This is a genomic window from Chlamydia sp. 17-3921 (genome assembly GCF_902705545.1).
Taxonomy (GTDB): domain Bacteria; phylum Chlamydiota; class Chlamydiia; order Chlamydiales; family Chlamydiaceae; genus Chlamydia.
On record NZ_CACSHH010000003.1, the window covers coordinates 65,070 to 83,271 of the forward strand.

Genomic DNA, 18,202 nt, shown 5'->3' on the forward strand with positions numbered 1-18,202 from the left:
AGATTTATGTCATTTTTTGATGTTTTACAACCATCTGCTTCAAAACATCCTCCGGTATGGTTTCTACGCCAAGTCGGAAGATACATGCCCCAATATCATGAACTTAAAGGTTCTCAATCTCTAAAAACTTTTTTCCATAATTCTGATGCCATTACAGAAGCTACACTTTTAGGACCAGAATTGCTACATGTTGATGCTGCAATTCTATTTGCTGACATCCTTTCAATCTTGGATGGCTTTTCTATTTCCTATGATTTTGCCCCAGGGCCTCAAATTGATTTTTCCCCAAGGGATCTCTTAACCTTTACGCAGGATCCAAAGGAAACCTTTAGCTATCTTCTTAACGCTATTTCGAAAATCTCATCAAAACTCTCTGTTCCCCTAATTGCTTTTGCTGCATCTCCATTCACTTTAGCAAGCTATCTTCTAGATGGAGGAGCATCCAAAGATTCGTCAAAAACGATGGCATTTCTTTATCGTTATCCAAAACAATTTCAGAAAATTCTAACAACAATTACTAACAGCACAGCTACCTATCTGGAAATTCAAATTCAAGCAGGAGCTTCTGCTGTTCAACTTTTTGATTCTGCAAGCCTTCGTCTACCTTCTTCTCTGTTTTCGCGCTACATTATAGAGCCAAATAAGGCTCTTATTGCTAAACTCAAATCCCATAACATTCCCGTTAGCCTATTTTGCCGCTGTTTTGAAGAAAACTTTATCAAGCTTTACGAGACCAATGCAGACACCCTCCACCCAGATTATCATGTGAACCTTTCTCAGATATACACAAGATCCTCTCATAGGCCTTCTCTTCAAGGGAATTTTGACCCAGCCTTTTTTCTTTTACCTATAGAAAAACTTCTGAAACATTTGGACATATTCCTAGATTCCACAAAAATCTTTTCGAAGTACGTCTTCAATTCTGGCCATGGAATTCTTCCAGGGACTCCTTTAGAAAATATTCAAGCTGTCGTTGCCCATGTTCAACATCGATTTTAAATTCCTAGAAGGACTTCATCAACCGGCACCAAGATATACAAGTTATCCTACAGCTTTAGAATGGGAAAATTCTGATGACTCTCCGACAAAGCTCGCTTTTGAAAGGATTAAAAAAAATCCTAAACCTCTTTCATTGTATTTTCATATTCCTTTTTGCCAGTCGATGTGTCTTTATTGTGGCTGTACTGTAGTTTTGAATCGTAGAGAAGATGTTGTTGAAGCTTACATCAATACATTGATAAGAGAAATAGAGCTAATCTCTCATTATCTAGGGGGAAAACACATAGTCTCTCATATTCATTTCGGAGGAGGAACCCCTAGTCGTCTTTCAAAAGCAATGTTTGAGAAACTTTTTAAAAAAATTCATGAGTTTTTTGATCTCTCCTATGCCGAAGAGATTGCTATAGAAATGGATCCTCGTTCCTTAAGGAAAGATATAGATAAAGCTGAATTTTTTCAGAAAATAGGATTTAATCGTATCAGTCTCGGAGTTCAAGATACTCAAATAGAAGTACAAAAGGCTGTAAAAAGATATCAATCCCATGAAGAATCCAAGCAAGCATATGAAAAATTTAGAGATTTAGGATTCAAAAGTATTAATATCGATCTCATTTATGGATTACCTAAACAAACTCGACACTCTTTTGCTCAAACGATTCAAGATATCTTAGTTATGCGTCCAGACAGATTGGCTCTATTTTCTTATGCTTCTGTACCTTGGATCAAACCTCACCAAAAAGCCATGAAAGCTTCTGATATGCCCTCGATGGAAGAGAAATTTATCATATATTCTCAATCTAGGCATAGCCTAATCAAAGCTGGGTATCAAGCCATTGGTATGGATCATTTCTCTCTTCCCAATGATCCTCTAACTTTAGCTTTTAAAAACAAATCCCTTATTCGGAATTTTCAGGGGTATTCTTTACCTCCAGAAGAGGATCTTATTGGCATTGGGATGTCTTCAACTAGTTTCATCCGAGGAATTTATTTACAAAATACAAAAAATTTAGATGAATATCATAATAAAATTCTTTCAGGATCCTTAGCGACAGAAAAAAGTAAAATTCTTTCTGAAGATGATATCATTCGAAAATGGGTGATTCACAAACTTATGTGTTCTTTTATGGTTGAGAAAGAAGACTTTTTTAATCATTTTGGTTACGATTTCGATCATTATTTTTTAGAAAGCCAAGGAAGACTTCAAAGTATGGAAGGTACTGGCCTCATTCATAATGGTTCTTCCTTACTCACTGTGACCCCCCTAGGAGAACTATTTGTAAGAGTCATTGCCACAGCCTTTGATCATTATTTTCTTAAAAAAGTATCTTCAACGCCACGATTCTCTGCTTCAATATGAATAAAGTTATCATTATAGGATCTGGCATATCTGGCCTAGCTTCTGCTTGGTGGTTACATAAAAAATTTCCTAATGCTCAACTTATAATTCTTGATAAAGCAACCTCTCCTGGAGGTCTTCTTTTTACGATACAAAAACAGGGATTTTCATTTGATTTGGGTCCAAAAGGTTTTCTTACACAAGGTGAGGGTGAGTTTACTTTAAAGTTAATAAAAGAATTGGGACTCAATGATGCTCTTATTTTTAATAATAAGGCTGCAAAAAAACGCTATATTCACTACAAAGGAAAAACACGAAAAATATCTTTTTTATCTTTAATACAAGAAGGCTTACTCACATCATTAATTAAAGATCTGTTTGCTCCCTGTTATCCACATGACAGCTCCATAGAAGCTTTCTTTGAAAGGCACAGTACAAGAAATCTAACGAAATACATACTCAATCCTGTTGTAACTGCAATACGAGCAGGACGCAGCTCTAATCTTTCCACATATATGGCTTTCCCCTCTTTAGCAAAACGCGAAGCTGAAACTGGATCACTACTACGAAGCTATTTGAAAGAACTATTTTCATGTCAGAAGAGGACAAAAAAAGAACATACTCTAGCAACGTTACAACCTTCCTTAAAGGTTCTTATTGATACATTAAAAGCAAAAATTCCTGCGGAATGGAAATTTTCTTCTCCTGTGATTAAAATAATAAGTTCTTCAGAAAATGTTCAGATAATGACTCCTTCAGAAACACTTTCCGCTGATCTTGCAATTTATACAGGTCCTCTCAACCTCTTATCCTCATTAACGAATATCTCTAACTTAAAAATCCTTGAAGAAAGAACTTTATCCTGGCATTTTTCTAGCACAGCTTTAGGCTGGCATTCTTCAAAATTTTCTCTTCCTAAAGGTTACGGAATGCTGTTTGCTGAAGAACCTCCTCTCCTAGGAATCGTTTGGAATTCTCAAATTTTTCCCCAACAAGCTTTAGGAAAAACCTCTTTATCTCTACTTCTTGAGGGATTTTGGCACGAAGCCGAAGCTTATGCTTGCTCTATAGCAGCTATCTCCAAATACCTAGGGATTTCCCAAAAACCTGATGCGTTTTCTTTATTTTCTCCTCGAGATGGGGTCCCTCAACACAGTGTAGGTTTTTTAGAAGCTAGACAGCGCATTTTACCTTCTTTGCCAAAAACACTAAAATTTGTAGGGCAAAATATTGCTGGGCCAGGATTAAACCGCTGTATAGCTTCAGCATACAATACTATTGCAACACTTTAGTATGTGATACAGGGCAAAGAGCTGTGATTATAGCCGTTGCATCCTCTTGAGATTCCTTTAAAGACCGCGAAAATAATAAAGTATTCTCAATGTGTTGAAGTAAATGATGAGCTAACCGACTTTTTTCATTGAGCAACATATAACCACAAGCTAAACCTTTTAACCAACGTCGTTCTATAAATTGTCGACAAGGATCCTCTCCTAAAAGAAGAAGGCGAGGATGGTTTTTTACATACCAGTCTTCTTTAACCTCTTCCAAAGTTTCTACAGATCGAACGATGTCTCCTAAAAAAAAATAAGTATCAGCAAGGTCTAACTTCAAACCATAATAAATATAGGTCCACGCTTTAGTCTGCTCTCCAAATAAGGATATTTCTGAAAACTCTGCCAAAGCTTTAACAAACCATGCAGCTTTTAAAAATAAAGAAGTTTCTCCTTTCCCCAAGAGATAATAAACCAAAGTCAATAATGAAGATTTTGGAAATAACTCTGGGAAAGAAGATAAATGAGTCAAAGCATCTTCCTTTCCATCCAAATAATCTTGAAGATCATATGCCAATAAGTATAGGCGATCTCCCAAAGATCGCAAAGTCAGACCATAACAATATAACGTATTTTGCTTTTGAGTTTTCTTTAATCTTGTTAAAGCCCAGACAAGACGTATAGCAGACTGTATAGATGAAAATTCTTTAGAAAAAAAAGAAGGCAAAGCTGACACAGCATCTTGATCTTCTTCATACAAAGCTCGATAACAAAGAGCTGCTATGTACTCCTCTTGTCGAGGAATAATTCCTGAAGGCTTATTTGGGAAGCTAAAAGCTATAGAGTCCTTCTTATCTAACTTTTGCTTCCAAAACTCTAAAATACTCAACTCAGAAGATTCTTGGAAAATATTTTGTATTCTTGTGAAATAATCTTTTTCAGTGGAATCTATATAATTATAAGTGAGCTCTAAAACAGGATTGTTTGAAACAATATTTTTGTGTTTTATCATACTATAAATGCAACGACTATAGACATCAGAAAGCAAAGAAGACAACTCTGTCGTTGAGTCTTTATAAAAAAGTGATTTAGAGTTTTCTTGTGAGTCTAGTACTAGAGCAAATAAAGATTCTAATAATTGAAGATTATGAAAAGAAAACTCTACTTGTTTCAATAGCTCTTCGCATGCGTTTTTCTTATTTTGAACAGTAAAAGCAAGAAAAAGGCCTATACCTGCATCCTCTCGACTCCAACCTTTATAAGATCGCAAGAAAAACTCTTCAGAGAGTTCATATTTTTTTTGAGAAAAAGCTATACATCCTAAATATTCATAAACTTTTGCTAGAGTAACTCCGAAACGAGCTGCAGGCTCTATAATCTGTGAAAAAATATCAAATGCTCTGGTGTATTCACCATGAGCATAAGAATAGGCACCTAAGAAATACATATATTCAGGGAAATACGAGTGATCTGAAGTGAAAACAGGCTCTCCGGCAATTAGCAAACGTTCTATAGAAGAAAAATTCTTATCCTGCAGATAAATTTCAAGTAAGGAGAAATATCCATAATACAACAAAGAGGACTGTAAATATTTCCCCCTATCAATAAGAACTTCCAACTCTTGAATAGTTTCTTTACGGTCTGTAGAAAGGCGACATAAGGCATGTGATAGAAGAACAGCATCTACCTCTTGAGATCGAGAAACTTCTCCTTTAGCAATACGACGAACTAATTTTTCAATAGCATCGGCATAAGCAATCTCTGCCAAGTAGTAAGAAGATAGTAAAGATTCACATAATTCAGAAATTTCTGTTTCTAAAATTTGTAAAGCCAATAATTTTTTTTGCAAAAAACATTTTTCTACATCTAAAACTTCGAAATGAGGGCTACATTCTCCTTTTTCTATAGCTTGTAGTAAGACCAAGATTTGATCGTGTGCTTCTTTATAAAGACCCTGTTCTTTTGCCAACAATATGCTTTGTTTACGATCCTCGTAATTACTATAGAGAGTTAGTTTATAAAGCTCTCTAAGAAGACGATTTTGCAAAGAATCTTCACAATTTAAGGAAGAAAACTGTTCAACAAGATTTCTTAAGGGGACTCCGTTAGGATTTAAGCGATACCAAAGAATTCGAAAATCATTTTTTACTACGTTAGGTAAGGGTAAAGTTAATAATTGACGAAGAATATTCTCTCCTTGTTGGCATTTCTTTTCTCTGATACATTTCTGTACATACAGCCTTACCAAAGCACCAATAGTTTCCCAATCTCTAACAGTAAGAGCAATTCTATTTTTTAAAATATGATCTATAAATTCTTCAAATAAGGCATCACAATCTTTATTAGATTTCAGAACAGAGTGAATATTGCCACAACAAATATCAAAAGGTTTATCTGAAAAATGAGGAGCCGCGCATACTGATCCTTCGAAGACAAGAAATACACACAATATAGAAAAAAAACGTTCAAAGAGTTTCACTCTCTTTATAACCATGTTCTACAACTTCTCACAATAAGAAACTCAATTTTTGCAATTTCATCAAGCACTTTAAAAACGATCATAGGACAACCTAATCTCATTAAAAATGAAATATTCTATTCTGAATACTTTTCAACGTATAAAATCACGTTAACAAACGATTTTTACTATAAAAAAAAGCTTTCAAGAAAAAAGAAACTTTTAAAGTTTTTTCATTCATTAACACATTGACTAACAAAGAAATATAATAGAATTTTTTAAAATAAAAAATTTCTTAAATTTATTAGACTCTAAAAAAAAGGTTGCACGAATTTGAACAAACAAACTAATTAAAAAATAAAACAAGTAAAAATAGTTTAAAACAGCAACTAGAGGACGCTTTTCATGGCGCTAAAAGATACGGCAAAAAAAATGAGAGATTTGTTGGAAAGTATCCAACAAGACTTAGATAAAGCTGAAAAAGGGAATAAAGCTGCGGCACAGAGAGTTCGCACAGATTCTATTAAATTAGAAAAAATTGCGAAACTTTATCGCAAAGAATCTATTAAAGCAGAAAAATCTGGTTTAATGAAACGTAAGCCAGTTTCAAAACCTGCAAAAACTAAAAAAACTACACTTAAAAAAGTCGCAAAACCAGTTTCAAAACCTGTAAAAGCTAAAAAAGCTGCTCCTAAAAAAGTAGTAGCCAAAAGCCCAAAACCAAAAGTTAAGAAAGTCGCTAAATCCCGTTTTCTAAGAAAATAGTCTTTTGTTTTTAGTTATTTAGAGGATAGTCTTTCTTACAATTATCCTCTTTTTTTTGTTAAGAGCTCACAATTTCTTTCTATACTTAACGCTTCATTTCATGTAGTATTTTGCCAAAAAAAATTACTACATGACTGTAATTAAAGATTGTCGGCATCTTCATTTTTGTGGAGGATGCTCTTCCCCGCAAACGGCATATGCAAGTTCTTTAAAAGCCAAAGAACAACTTCTTAAAACACTATTTTCACCTCTTTGCTCAGAGTCTCTGATTTGTCCAGTGATTCCTTGTGATCCCATCTTACGAGGAAGAAATAAAATGGAGTTTTCCTTTTTTCAATCTCGGGATCATCAGAAAAGTTTAGGTTTCATTAGTTCTACCAAACCTAAACAAGGCGTTCCAATTACAGAATGTTTGTTAATTCACGAAAACACAATGGACATTCTTCAACTCACACGACTTTGGTGGGACAAGTATCCGAATCTCCAAGCATACTTTCCCCCTAAAAATCGAGGGTCTCTATGTAATCTAACAGTACGCTTTGGTTACCCAAAAAAAGAAATCATGGTCATCCTGACAACATCTGGAGCTTCAGGATACTCTGTAAATTCAGAGATTGTACATGATTGGAAACAAATGTTACTAAATTCCTCTCTTGATATTACTTCTATTTTTTGGGAAGAAAAACATGCTATTAAAGGTAGTCCTACACGTTATCTTTCGACACTTATTCACGGAAGGCCTTACATTCAGCAAACACTAACTCTTCCAAGCAACAAGGATTGTGCAACCTTCAACATTTATCCAAAAAGTTTTTTTCAACCTCAAAATTTTCAAGCAGCACGAATTATTGATATAACTAGAGAGTTGATCAACCCACAAGGATCGGAACAAGTTTTGGATCTCTATTGTGGAGTAGGAACTATCGGAATTATGCTTTCTTCGTATGTAAAAAAAGTCATAGGAGTAGAAATTGTTCCTGAAGCCATAAAGTCCGCAAAAGAAAATATTCAAATAAATCACAAAGAAGATTGTATGGAAGTTTTTCTTGAAGATGTGAAAACTTTTTGTCAAAGAATGAATGCAGAGATAGCTCCAGACATTATCATTATAGACCCTCCTCGCTGTGGAATACAAAATAAGGTGCTCAAATATATTTTACGAATAGGAGCCCCTCGGCTTATCTATATATCCTGCAATCCTAAAACACAGTTGGAAGAGAGCTCTTGCCTAGTAAAAGCCGGTTATCGTATTAAAAAAATGCAACCTATAGACCAGTTTCCGCATTCTCCGCACTTAGAAAACATTCTTTTATTAGAAAAATAATAAATATATCCTCTAGGAAAAGCATTGAATGAGCGCTTCCTATTATGGTACGCTTTCTTTTGAATTAACCGAATTAAGGGTGGTTTCATGCTATCTTACATCACATGTTTTTTATTTTTTCTGAGCTCGTCAGTAGCATTTGCTGAAGAAGAGGTCGCTCGGACAAAAAATACTTTTTTACAGCCAGCTGTTATGCTTGGTATTGCTATTTTATTTTTCTATTTCATCTTATGGCGTCCGGAACAAAAGCGACGTAAAGCTGCAGAAAAGCGCAAAAATGAGCTTGAGAAGGGAGATAAAGTTACCGCTATGGGAATTGTAGGGGTAATTGATGAAGTACGAGAGCACACTGTTATCTTAAATATTGCTTCTGGAAAGCTTGAAGTTCTTAAAGCTGCGATTTCTGAAATCTTGAAGTCAGATGGTACAAAAACTTAAAACATCTCTGTGAATCTAGAGAAACCTGGATTGCTTTTTTATAAGCCTAGTTATAATTTGATATTATGAACTCTTCACTAAAACTGAAATTCTAATTGTTATGACTTGGCTTTCTAGTCTTTATTTTATTTTTATCTCGTGTTTTGTCTTCTGTATTATTGGCCTGATTCTATCTGGAATTATTCTCTTAGCACGAAAACTTTTTATTAAAGTTCATCCCTGTAAGCTAACAATCAATGATGATGAATCTCTTTCAAAGACTGTAAGTAGCGGGAAAACACTACTTGTGACTCTTTTAGATTCTGGAATTTCCATACCATCTCCGTGTGGAGGGAAAGCGACATGCAAGCAATGTAAAGTTCGTATTATTAAAAACGCAGACAATCCCCTGGAGACAGATCGAGCAACATTTACTAAGCAACAATTAGAACAAGGCTGGCGCCTTTCTTGTCAGACAAAAGTGCAACATGACATGCACTTAGAAATAGAAGAACGCTGCTTACACGCTGCTTCTTGGGAAGGGACTGTCATATCTAATGAAAATGTTGCTACGTTTATTAAAGAGCTTATTATTTCCATAGATCCAAACAAACCAATTCCTTATAAACCCGGAGGCTATTTACAAATTTCTGTTCCTCCTTACATGACAAACACTTCTGATTGGAAACAAACCATGGCTCCAGAATATCACAGCGATTGGGAAACTTTTCAATTATTTAATAAGACAATAGATAATAGTCTGCTAGTTTCTGGTTCTGCTAATAAAGCCTACTCTTTGGCATCATATCCTGCAGAACTACCCATTATTAAATTTAACATAAGGATTGCGACACCACCTCTTGTTGATGGGAAACCTGATCCAGAAATTCCTTGGGGGGTTTGCTCTTCATTCATTTTCTCTTTGAAATCTGGAGATAAAATCACTGTTTCAGGCCCTTACGGTGAATCTTTCATGAAAGAAGACGATCGTCCTGTAATTTTCCTTATTGGTGGAGCAGGATCTTCATTTGGGAGAAGTCATATTCTTGATTTATTAAAAAAGAATACAAAAAGAGATCTGACATTATGGTATGGAGCTCGTTCTTTGAAAGAGAATATTTATCAAGATGAATATGAAAAATTAGCTGAGACTCATTCAAATTTTCACTACTATTTAGTGCTTTCATCTCCAAGTTCTGAAGACATTGCTTCAGGTTGGGATAAAGATGATCTCACAAAAACGAATTTCTTATTTCGAGCTTTTGAATTAGGGCAACTTAATAAATTAGATAATCCTGAAGATTATTTGTACTATGTTTGTGGTCCACCTTTACACAATAGCAGTATTCTTAAATTATTAGATAATTATGGAATAGAGCGCTCTTCTATCGTTTTAGATGATTTTGGTAGCTAAAAGGGTATAACTCTCTAATTTTTTATATTGATTAAATAAGAAAATAAAAAAATTAGTGATTTCATATAACGGGATAACGGACTAACGACTTATTTACTCTTTAAGAAAAAACCTTTTAAAGAGAAAACACAGTAGTTATCTAAAGAAAAAAAAAGGAAAATATTTTTTATTTTCCTTCTTCTAAAAACTCAGTCTACGACCAAGGAAATATCTAATAAAAAGCTTGGCAACGACTTACTCTCCCATACTCTTGTGTATAGTACCATCAGCGATAAAAGGCTTAACTTCTGAGTTCGGAATGGTATCAGGTGTGTCCCTTTTTCCAATATCACCAAGCTAGATCTTGTAACGTATTTTTTCACGTATACTAATAGACGCTTAAGAAAAGTCTTTAATTAATATACTTGCATAGATCGGCTAATTCAACAGAAAAGCCTATTCAGCTTTTCATATGATAAAAACCAAGTCAATGGACTTATTAGTATTGGTAAGCTAAACACATTACTGTGCGTACACATCCAACCTATCAACCACGTAGTCTACATGGAGTCTCATAGGGATACTTTATCTTAAGGGAGGCTTGGCATTTAGATGCTTTCAATGCTTATCCTTTCCGAACGTAGCTACTCGGCTATGCTTTTGGCAAAACAACCGACACACCATAGGTTCGTCCATTCCGGTCCTCTCGTACTAGGAACAGCTCCTTTCAAGTATCCTGCGCCCACAAAGGATAGAGACCAAACTGTCTCACGACGTTTTGAACCCAGCTCGCGTACCGCTTTAATTGGCGAACAGCCAAACCCTTGGGACCTTCTCCAGCCCCAGGATGCGATGAGCCGACATCGAGGTGCCAAACCGCCACGTCGATATGAACTCTTGGTGGCGATCAGCCTGTTATCCCCGGAGTACCTTTTATCCGTTAAGCGACGGCGATTCCACTTTCCACCGCCGGATCACTAAGCCCGACTTTCGTCTCTGCTTGACTTGTAGGTCTTGCAGTCAACCTATTTTATACCTTTACGCTCTACTCGTGATTGCCAACCACGATGAAATAAGCTTTGGGCTCCTCCGTTACTTTTTAGGAGGATACCGCCCCAGTAAAACTGCCCGTCTGGCAATGTCCATTCTCCAGATTCATGGAGTAATGTTAGATTCCCAATTTGTTAAGACCAGTATTTCAACGATGACTCACACTTTCCTGACGAAAAGTGATCATAGTCTCCTGGCTATGCTACACATAACAAATCAAAAATCAATACCAAAGTACAGTAAAGGTTCACGGGGTCTTTTCGTCCTTTTGCGGGTAAACAGCATCTTCACTGCTACTACAATTTCACCGAGTCTTTCGTTGAGACAGTGCCCAGATCGTTACACCATTCGTGCAGGTCGGAATTTACCCGACAAGGAATTTCGCTACCTTAGCACCGTTATAGTTACGGCGGCCATTCACCAGGGCTTGGGTTCAATGCTTTGCCTTACGGCTGACATATTCCTTTAACCTTTTGGCATTGGGCAGGCGTCACACCATATACTTCCCCTTAGAGGTTTGCATAGTGCTGTGTTTTTGTTAAACAGTCGCCTGGGCCATTTCTCTGCGGCCTCTCAAAGCTCATACCGCGAAGGTAATCACCTCAAAAGGCTCCCCTTATTCCGAAGTTACGGGGATAATTTGCCGAGTTCCTTAACGAAAGTTATCTCGCGCGCCTTAGAATACTCATCTCGCCCACCTGTGTCGGTTTTGGTACGGTCACCATCAACAGCTAGAAATTATTTCTTGAAAGCCTCGCGCCACACTATCAGTTCCTCCGAAGATTTCCCTTAACCACAACCTGACCTTGTGTTAGCGGATTTGCCTACTAACCAATCTCATTGTGATACGGACATTTCCAATCGTCCGCGTGCTTAACTTACTCCGTCATTCCATTGCTAAAGTTTTAGGTGGTACAGGAATATTTAACCTGTTGCTCCATCGTCTACGCATTTGTGCCTCGACTTAGGGGCCGACTAACCCAGGGAAGACGAGCTTGACCCTGGAAACCTTGGGCTTACGGCGAGGAAGATTTTCACTTCCTTTAACGTTACTTATGCCATGGATCTTCACTAGTATCCGCTCCAGCACTCCTTTCGGTATACCTTCTCAGCTGAATACTACGCTTTCCTACCGCGTATATTAAATAATATACACCCGCGATTTCGGTTTTATGCTTGAGCCCCGGATATTATTGGCGCGATGATTCTCGATTGGTGAGCTGTTACGCACTCTTTAAATGATTGCTGCCTCTAAGCCAACATTCCAACTGTCTTAGAATCATCACTTCCTTACTCACTTAGCATAAAATTAGGGACCTTAATCGGCGGTCTGGGCTGTTCCCCTCTCGACAACGAAGCTTAGCCCCCGCTGTCTATCTCCCGAACTCGCTTTTGGTATTCGGAGTTTGATTTCCTTTGGTAAGCCGGTAGGCCCCCGCTAGAATTCAGTGCTCTACCCCCAAAAGCTTAATATTCGAGGCTAACCCTAAAGTTATTTCGGAAAGAACAAGATATCTCCAAGTTTGATTGGCCTTTCACCCCTATTCACAACTCATCCAAACCTTTTTCAACAGGTACTGGTTCGGTCCTCCACAAAGTCTTACCAATGCTTCAACCTGGTCATAAATAGATCACTTGGTTTCGTGTCTAAATCAAACGACTAAACGCTCTTTTAAAACTCGCTTTCGCTTCGGCTCCAGAATGTAAATCCCTTAACCTCGCCGTTTAACTTAACTCCCTGGCTCATCATGCAAAAGGCACGCCGTCAACCATGACTCCGAAGAGTTATAGGTCTCCGACCGCTTATAAGCTACTGGTTTCAGGTTCTATTTCACTCCCTTAACAAGGGTTCTTTTCACCTTTCCTTCACAGTACTGGTTCACTATAGGTCATTGATTAGTATTTAGTCTTGGAGAGTGGTCTCCCCAGATTCAGACTAGGTTTCACGTGTCTAGCCCTACTCAGGTATCGAATAGAGTCTCTTGTCTTTTTGTTTACGGGACTATCACCCTGTATCGTTCAACTTTCCAGAAGTATTCAACTAAAACTTAAGATCTCATGTTATCGACCCTACAACCCCACATTAAAATGTGGTTTAGACTTGTCCCCTTTCGCTCGCCGCTACTTAGGGAATCTCTTTGATTTCTTTTCCTCTACTTACTAAGATGTTTCAGTTCAGTAGGTATCGCTTTATATACCTATGTATTCAGTATATAATGATAGAATATTAATCTATCAGGTTTTCCCATTCGGACACCTCCGGGTCATAGCTTTATACCAGCTCGCCGAAGATTAATGCAGGTAAACGCATCCTTCATCGCCTCTCAATGCCAAGGCATCCACCAATAGCTCTTATTAACTTGGTCTGTAAATTTTTGATCCATGCAAGATAACTTCACCAAAGACAGATATTCTTAAACGTCTATTATTATATGTGAAAATATACTTGTTACCATGATTATTTACATAACATACTTGATCGTAATACTGAATGTATTGAAAACCAAATCTTAACAATGCAAAAGAAATAGAATGCAGCGCAAAAATGCTTGCTCAACCTAGTCAAGCTATCCGAAGATAGCCTTCCTTGTCCTTAAAAGGAGGTGATCCAGCCCCACCTTCCGGTAGGGCTACCTTGTTACGACTTCATCCCAGTCATCAGCCTCACCTTGGGCGCCTCTCTCCTAAAAAAAGGTTGAGTCAACGACTTAAGGTAAAACCAACTCCCATGATGTGACGGGCGGTGTGTACAAGGCCCGGGAACGTATTCACGGCGTTATGGCTGACACGCCATTACTAGCAATTCCGACTTCATGTAGTCGAGTTGCAGACTACAATCCGAACTGAGGACAGCTTTAAGGATTTGCTCCATCTCACGATCTTGCTACCTTCTGTACTATCCATTGTAGCACGTGTGTCGCCCTGGACATAAGGGCCATGCTGACTTGACGTCATCCTCGCCTTCCTCCTGGTTAACCCAGGCAGTCTCGTTAGAGTTCCCACCCAAAGTGCTGGCAACTAACGATAAGGGTTGCGCTCGTTGCGGGACTTAACCCAACACCTCACGGCACGAGCTGACGACAGCCATGCAGCACCTGTGTATTTGTCCTTGCGGAAAACGACATTTCTGCCGCGATCAAATACATGTCAAGTCCAGGTAAGGTCCTTCGCGTTGCATCGAATTAAACCACATGCTCCACTGCTTGTGCGGGCCCCCGTCAATTCTTTTGAGTTTCACCCTTGCGAGTGTACTCCTCAGGCGGCATACTTAACGCGTTAGCTACGACACGGATGGGGTTGAGACCATCCACATCAAGTATGCATCGTTTACGGCAAGGACTACCAGGGTATCTAATCCTGTTTGCTCCCCTTGCTTTCGCGCCTTAGCGTCAGGAATAAATTAGAAAAGCGCCTTCGCCACTGGTGTTCTTCCACATATCTACGCATTTCACCGCTACACGTGGAATTCCCTTTTCTCCATCTAACCTCTAGAAAGATAGTATTAGATGCCGGCTTGGGGTTGAGCCCCAAGATTTGACATCTAACTTTCCTTTCCGCCTACACGCCCTTTACGCCCAATAAATCCGATTAACGCTAGCACCCTCCGTATTACCGCAGCTGCTGGCACGGAGTTAGCCGGTGCTTCTTTACCTGGTACGTTCAAATTAGTTGGATATTAGCCAACTTCTCTTATTCCCAGGCGAAAGTGCTTTACAACCCTAGAGCCTTCATCACACACGCGGCGTCGCTTCGTCAGACTTTCGTCCATTGCGAAAGATTCTCGACTGCAGCCTCCCGTAGGAGTCTGGGCAGTGTCTCAGTCCCAGTGTTGGCGGTCAATCTCTCAATCCGCCTAGACGTCGTAGCCTTGGTAGGCCATTACCCCACCAACAAGCTGATATCCCATAGACTTTCTCACAACCGAAAGGTCCGAAGATCCCCTTCTTTAATATAATTTAGATGCCTAAACATACCACATTCGGTATTAGCGACCGTTTCCAGTCGTTATTCCCAAGTTAAGAACAAATTATCCATGTATTACTAACCCTTCCGCCACTAAATAATAACCGAAGCTATTATTCCGTTCGACTTGCATGCCTCATCCACGCCGCCAGCGTTCAATCTGAACCAAGATCAAATTCTCAGAAAAAATAAAAATAAAAAAATTAACGGATTCTTTATATGAATCCTCACAAGCATTTTATACTGGCCTGCATTCTATCTCATTTGCATTGTTAAGAAGAAAATTTGATTTTTTACTATCAAACTTTCATTGTCCACCCACATCGAAGTGTGAATTGTTTTCCTCTTGTTGTGTCTTACAATTAAGAAGAAGCTAAGATCCTATAAAAACCAGCATTTTTTGTGCAATATATTTCGCCATCTTTTTATTTTTAGTCTTTTCTTCGCGCTTCTCATCTCTAAAAACAACTTTCACAAAAACGACCTATGGCAAATTCTAAGCACAAGAAAACGTATTTTTAGAGATATTTGTGTTTTCTGTTTGAAGATTCGCTAGACGACAAGTCTTCTATTTCACTATTAATTTCTTCTGCTTATCTCTTTTATTTAATTGGATAAATATCCTTCCGACATAGTATCTTATTTTTTTTGGCGAACGTAGCTCAGTTGGTTAGAGCATTGGATTGTGGTTCCAAAGGTCGCGGGTTCAAGCCCCGTCGTTCGCCCTTTTATCTTCTTTTTTTCTTTTGTTTTTCCTGATATAACGAAGAACTTGATAAAGAACTCCTCTACTTGAGAATCTTGTGTTAACTCTATGGTAAGAGAGCAAAAGAAATCCACATCCCGGCCTTTTATTCCTTTAGCAGCTAAAATCTGTCTTTACTTAGCTATAGCATGCTTTCTAGGATTAAGTTTATGGAGCTTTCATAGAGACCAACCCTGTGTACAAAATTGGATTGGCTTAATAGGTTGGTCTTGTAGTGCATTCCTTTTTTATTGTTTTGGAGCAGCGTCTTTTTTTATTCCCTTACATTTTTTATGGTTATCAATACTACACATAAAAAAGACATCTCCAACACAAGTACGAAAAAAAGCATTAGCTTTCTTCTCTATACCTATATGCGTCGCGATGTTATTATCTATGATATCTCCTGTGGAAACTCTCCCTTCAGCATTAGATTTTCGCCTTCCGAAATTCATCTTAGGGAATGACGCTCCCGTAGCTTATCTCGGAGGTATTCCTTTTTATTTATTATATTCAGGACAATCAATCTGCTTAAAACATCTTATAGGTTCTGTTGGAACAGCACTTATTTTTTCTTTTCTTCTTCTCTTTTCTTTGTTTTATTTGCTTGGTGAAATTTCATTAATCAAAAAAAAAACCCTTCAACATTTTTTTATCAGAAAATGTTCAAAATGCTGGCACGTACTATTCGCAATTTTCAAAAAACTCACAAGTAAACAAACCTATCTTCCTAAGCCATCTATAAAAATTCCTGAGAAAGATTTTTTCCAAACAACTCTTCCAAAAACGCAATCTAAAATCCCAACTTCTACAGATACTTCTGTCTCTCTTTCTCAAGACTCAACTATAAAACAATCGATATCTTTTGGAGAGGGCATGCATTTTCTTACTCCGCATCCCTATAAGCGCTTATTACCAAAATTCACAAAACCCTCTAAATCTCCTGCGGTAGAATATAAAGAATCTAAAATTACTCCTCTTCCACAAACATTTATTACGCAAAAAGCTGCTATTTCAAAATCTAAAAATCAGGAAGAACAAGAGATAGAGCTTCCTCAATATTCCCTATTGAGTAAAAATCAAACCGTACAACCAGAATCTTTGCAGGCAGAATTACAAAAGAAAGCAATAATCTTGAAACAAACGCTAACAAGCTTTGGTATAGAAGTTGATATCGGTAATATTTGTTCAGGGCCTTCATTGGCAGCTTTTGAAGTTTTTCCACATACTGGAGTCAAGGTACAAAAAATTAAGTCATTAGAAAATGATATAGCCCTAAAATTACAAGCATCTAGTGTTCGCATCATAGCACCAATTCCGGGGAAAGCTGCTGTAGGAATAGAAATTCCAACACCTTTCCCACAAACTGTTAATTTCCGAGATCTATTAGAAGACTATCGTAAGCAAAATCAAAAGCTACAAATTCCTCTATTACTTGGGAAAAAAGCAAACGGAGATAATCTATGGGCAGATTTAGCAACAATGCCACATTTAATTATTGCTGGAACGACTGGCTCTGGCAAATCCGTGTGTATTAATACGATAGTTATGTCCATCATAATGACCTCCCTTCCTACGGACATAAAACTAGTAATTGTAGATCCCAAAAAAGTAGAGTTAACAAGTTATTCACAATTACCGCATATGTTAGCTCCTGTGATTACAGAATCTCGGGAAGTTTACAATGCTCTAGTTTGGCTAGTAAAGGAAATGGAATCTCGCTATGAGATTTTAAGATATTTAGGACTCAGAAATATCCAAGCTTTTAACTCTCGATCTCGCAATGAAGCGATAGAAGTTTCTTATGATAAAGATATTCCAGAAAAAATGCCATTTCTTGTAGGGATTATAGACGAACTCTCTGATTTGTTGCTTTCCTCTTCTCAAGATATAGAAACCCCTATAATTCGCTTAGCACAAATGGCTCGAGCTGTAGGCATTCACCTAATTCTAGCAACACAAAGACCTTCTAGAGAAGTCATTACAGGACTTATTAAAGCAAACTTCCCTTCTCGTATAGCATTTAAAGTTGCAAACAAAGTGAATAGTCAGATCATCATAGATGAACCTGGAGCAGAAAATCTTATGGGGAATGGAGATATGCTTCTAGTCTCTCCATCATCCTTTGGAGCAACTCGAGCTCAAGGAGCTTATATTTGTGATGAAGATATTAATAAAGTCATCAAAAATTTATGCTCTCGTTTTCCAACAAAATATATTATTCCATCATTTAATGTTTTTGATGACGCTTTAAATGATGCTGAGGATTCGGACAGAGATCCTCTGTTTTCTCAAGCTAAAACATTGATCTTACAAACGGGAAATGCGTCTACGACTTTTTTACAAAGGAAATTGAAAATAGGTTATGCTCGAGCTGCGAGTTTGATAGATCAACTTGAAGAAGCAAGGATTATCGGGCCTTCTGAGGGAGCCAAGCCTCGCCAAGTATTGATGCAACAACCTCCACAAGAAGGGTAG

At 37.7% G+C, this 18,202-nt stretch carries 8 protein-coding genes, 1 tRNA gene, 3 rRNA genes and 1 pseudogene; 9 read left to right on the forward strand and 4 right to left on the reverse strand.

The genetic code is table 11. From position 1 onward, the window contains the following. Positions 1–6: 6 nt before the first annotated feature. The 3 genes and pseudogenes from hemE to JMS40_RS00685 all read left to right on the forward strand — a co-directional run bounded on the left by hemE (position 7) and on the right by JMS40_RS00685 (position 3,627). Positions 7–1,007: pseudogene (gene hemE / locus JMS40_RS00675) on the forward strand (uroporphyrinogen decarboxylase). Beyond that, the gene (gene hemN, locus JMS40_RS00680) at positions 989–2,356 is read left to right on the forward strand and encodes an oxygen-independent coproporphyrinogen III oxidase (RefSeq protein WP_236558923.1); all 1,368 of its coding nucleotides are present in this window, start codon (positions 989–991) and stop codon (positions 2,354–2,356) included. The pseudogene hemE and the gene hemN overlap by 19 nt, the downstream one beginning before the upstream one ends. Beyond that, positions 2,353–3,627, forward strand: coding sequence for a protoporphyrinogen oxidase (locus tag JMS40_RS00685; RefSeq protein ID WP_201456363.1), 1,275 nt, complete (start codon positions 2,353–2,355; stop codon positions 3,625–3,627). The genes hemN and JMS40_RS00685 overlap by 4 nt, the downstream gene beginning before the upstream one ends. Here JMS40_RS00685 and JMS40_RS00690 read toward each other — a convergent pair. Next, a complete protein-coding gene (locus JMS40_RS00690; protein ID WP_201456364.1) occupies positions 3,611–6,103 on the reverse strand; it encodes a tol-pal system YbgF family protein in 2,493 nt (830 codons plus the stop codon). The two genes, JMS40_RS00685 and JMS40_RS00690, sit on opposite strands and share 17 nt — an antisense overlap. 369 nt (positions 6,104–6,472) lie before the next feature. On the opposite strand from JMS40_RS00690, the gene JMS40_RS00695 reads away from it, so the two are divergent. From JMS40_RS00695 to nqrF, 4 genes are all read left to right on the forward strand, one after another. Then, the gene (locus JMS40_RS00695; protein ID WP_201456365.1) at positions 6,473–6,832 is read left to right on the forward strand and encodes a histone; all 360 of its coding nucleotides are present in this window, start codon (positions 6,473–6,475) and stop codon (positions 6,830–6,832) included. A 130-nt stretch (positions 6,833–6,962) separates the two neighbouring features. Beyond that, positions 6,963–8,156, forward strand: a complete 1,194-nt coding sequence (gene rlmD / locus JMS40_RS00700) for a 23S rRNA (uracil(1939)-C(5))-methyltransferase RlmD (protein ID WP_201456366.1) — start codon at positions 6,963–6,965, stop codon at positions 8,154–8,156. An 87-nt stretch (positions 8,157–8,243) separates the two neighbouring features. Continuing rightward, the gene (yajC, locus tag JMS40_RS00705) at positions 8,244–8,594 is read left to right on the forward strand and encodes a preprotein translocase subunit YajC (protein WP_201456367.1); all 351 of its coding nucleotides are present in this window, start codon (positions 8,244–8,246) and stop codon (positions 8,592–8,594) included. Between the two features lie 100 nt (positions 8,595–8,694). Beyond that, entirely contained in the window at positions 8,695–9,987 is a 1,293-nt protein-coding gene (nqrF, locus tag JMS40_RS00710) for an NADH:ubiquinone reductase (Na(+)-transporting) subunit F (RefSeq protein WP_201456368.1), read from the forward strand. A 221-nt stretch (positions 9,988–10,208) separates the two neighbouring features. On the opposite strand, the gene rrf is transcribed toward nqrF, so the two are convergent. The 3 genes from rrf to JMS40_RS00725 all read right to left on the reverse strand — a co-directional run bounded on the left by rrf (position 10,209) and on the right by JMS40_RS00725 (position 15,166). Beyond that, a 5S ribosomal RNA gene (rrf, locus tag JMS40_RS00715) occupies positions 10,209–10,323 on the reverse strand. A 121-nt stretch (positions 10,324–10,444) separates the two neighbouring features. Beyond that, positions 10,445–13,382: ribosomal RNA gene (locus tag JMS40_RS00720) — 23S ribosomal RNA — on the reverse strand. 230 nt (positions 13,383–13,612) lie between these two features. Further along, positions 13,613–15,166: ribosomal RNA gene (locus JMS40_RS00725) — 16S ribosomal RNA — on the reverse strand. The 16S, 23S and 5S rRNA genes sit together here, the layout of an rRNA operon. A 464-nt stretch (positions 15,167–15,630) precedes the next feature. On the opposite strand from JMS40_RS00725, the gene JMS40_RS00730 reads away from it, so the two are divergent. Next, a tRNA-His gene (locus JMS40_RS00730) sits at positions 15,631–15,704 on the forward strand. Between the two features lie 89 nt (positions 15,705–15,793). Further along, positions 15,794–18,202, forward strand: a complete 2,409-nt coding sequence (locus JMS40_RS00735; RefSeq protein ID WP_201456369.1) for a DNA translocase FtsK — start codon at positions 15,794–15,796, stop codon at positions 18,200–18,202.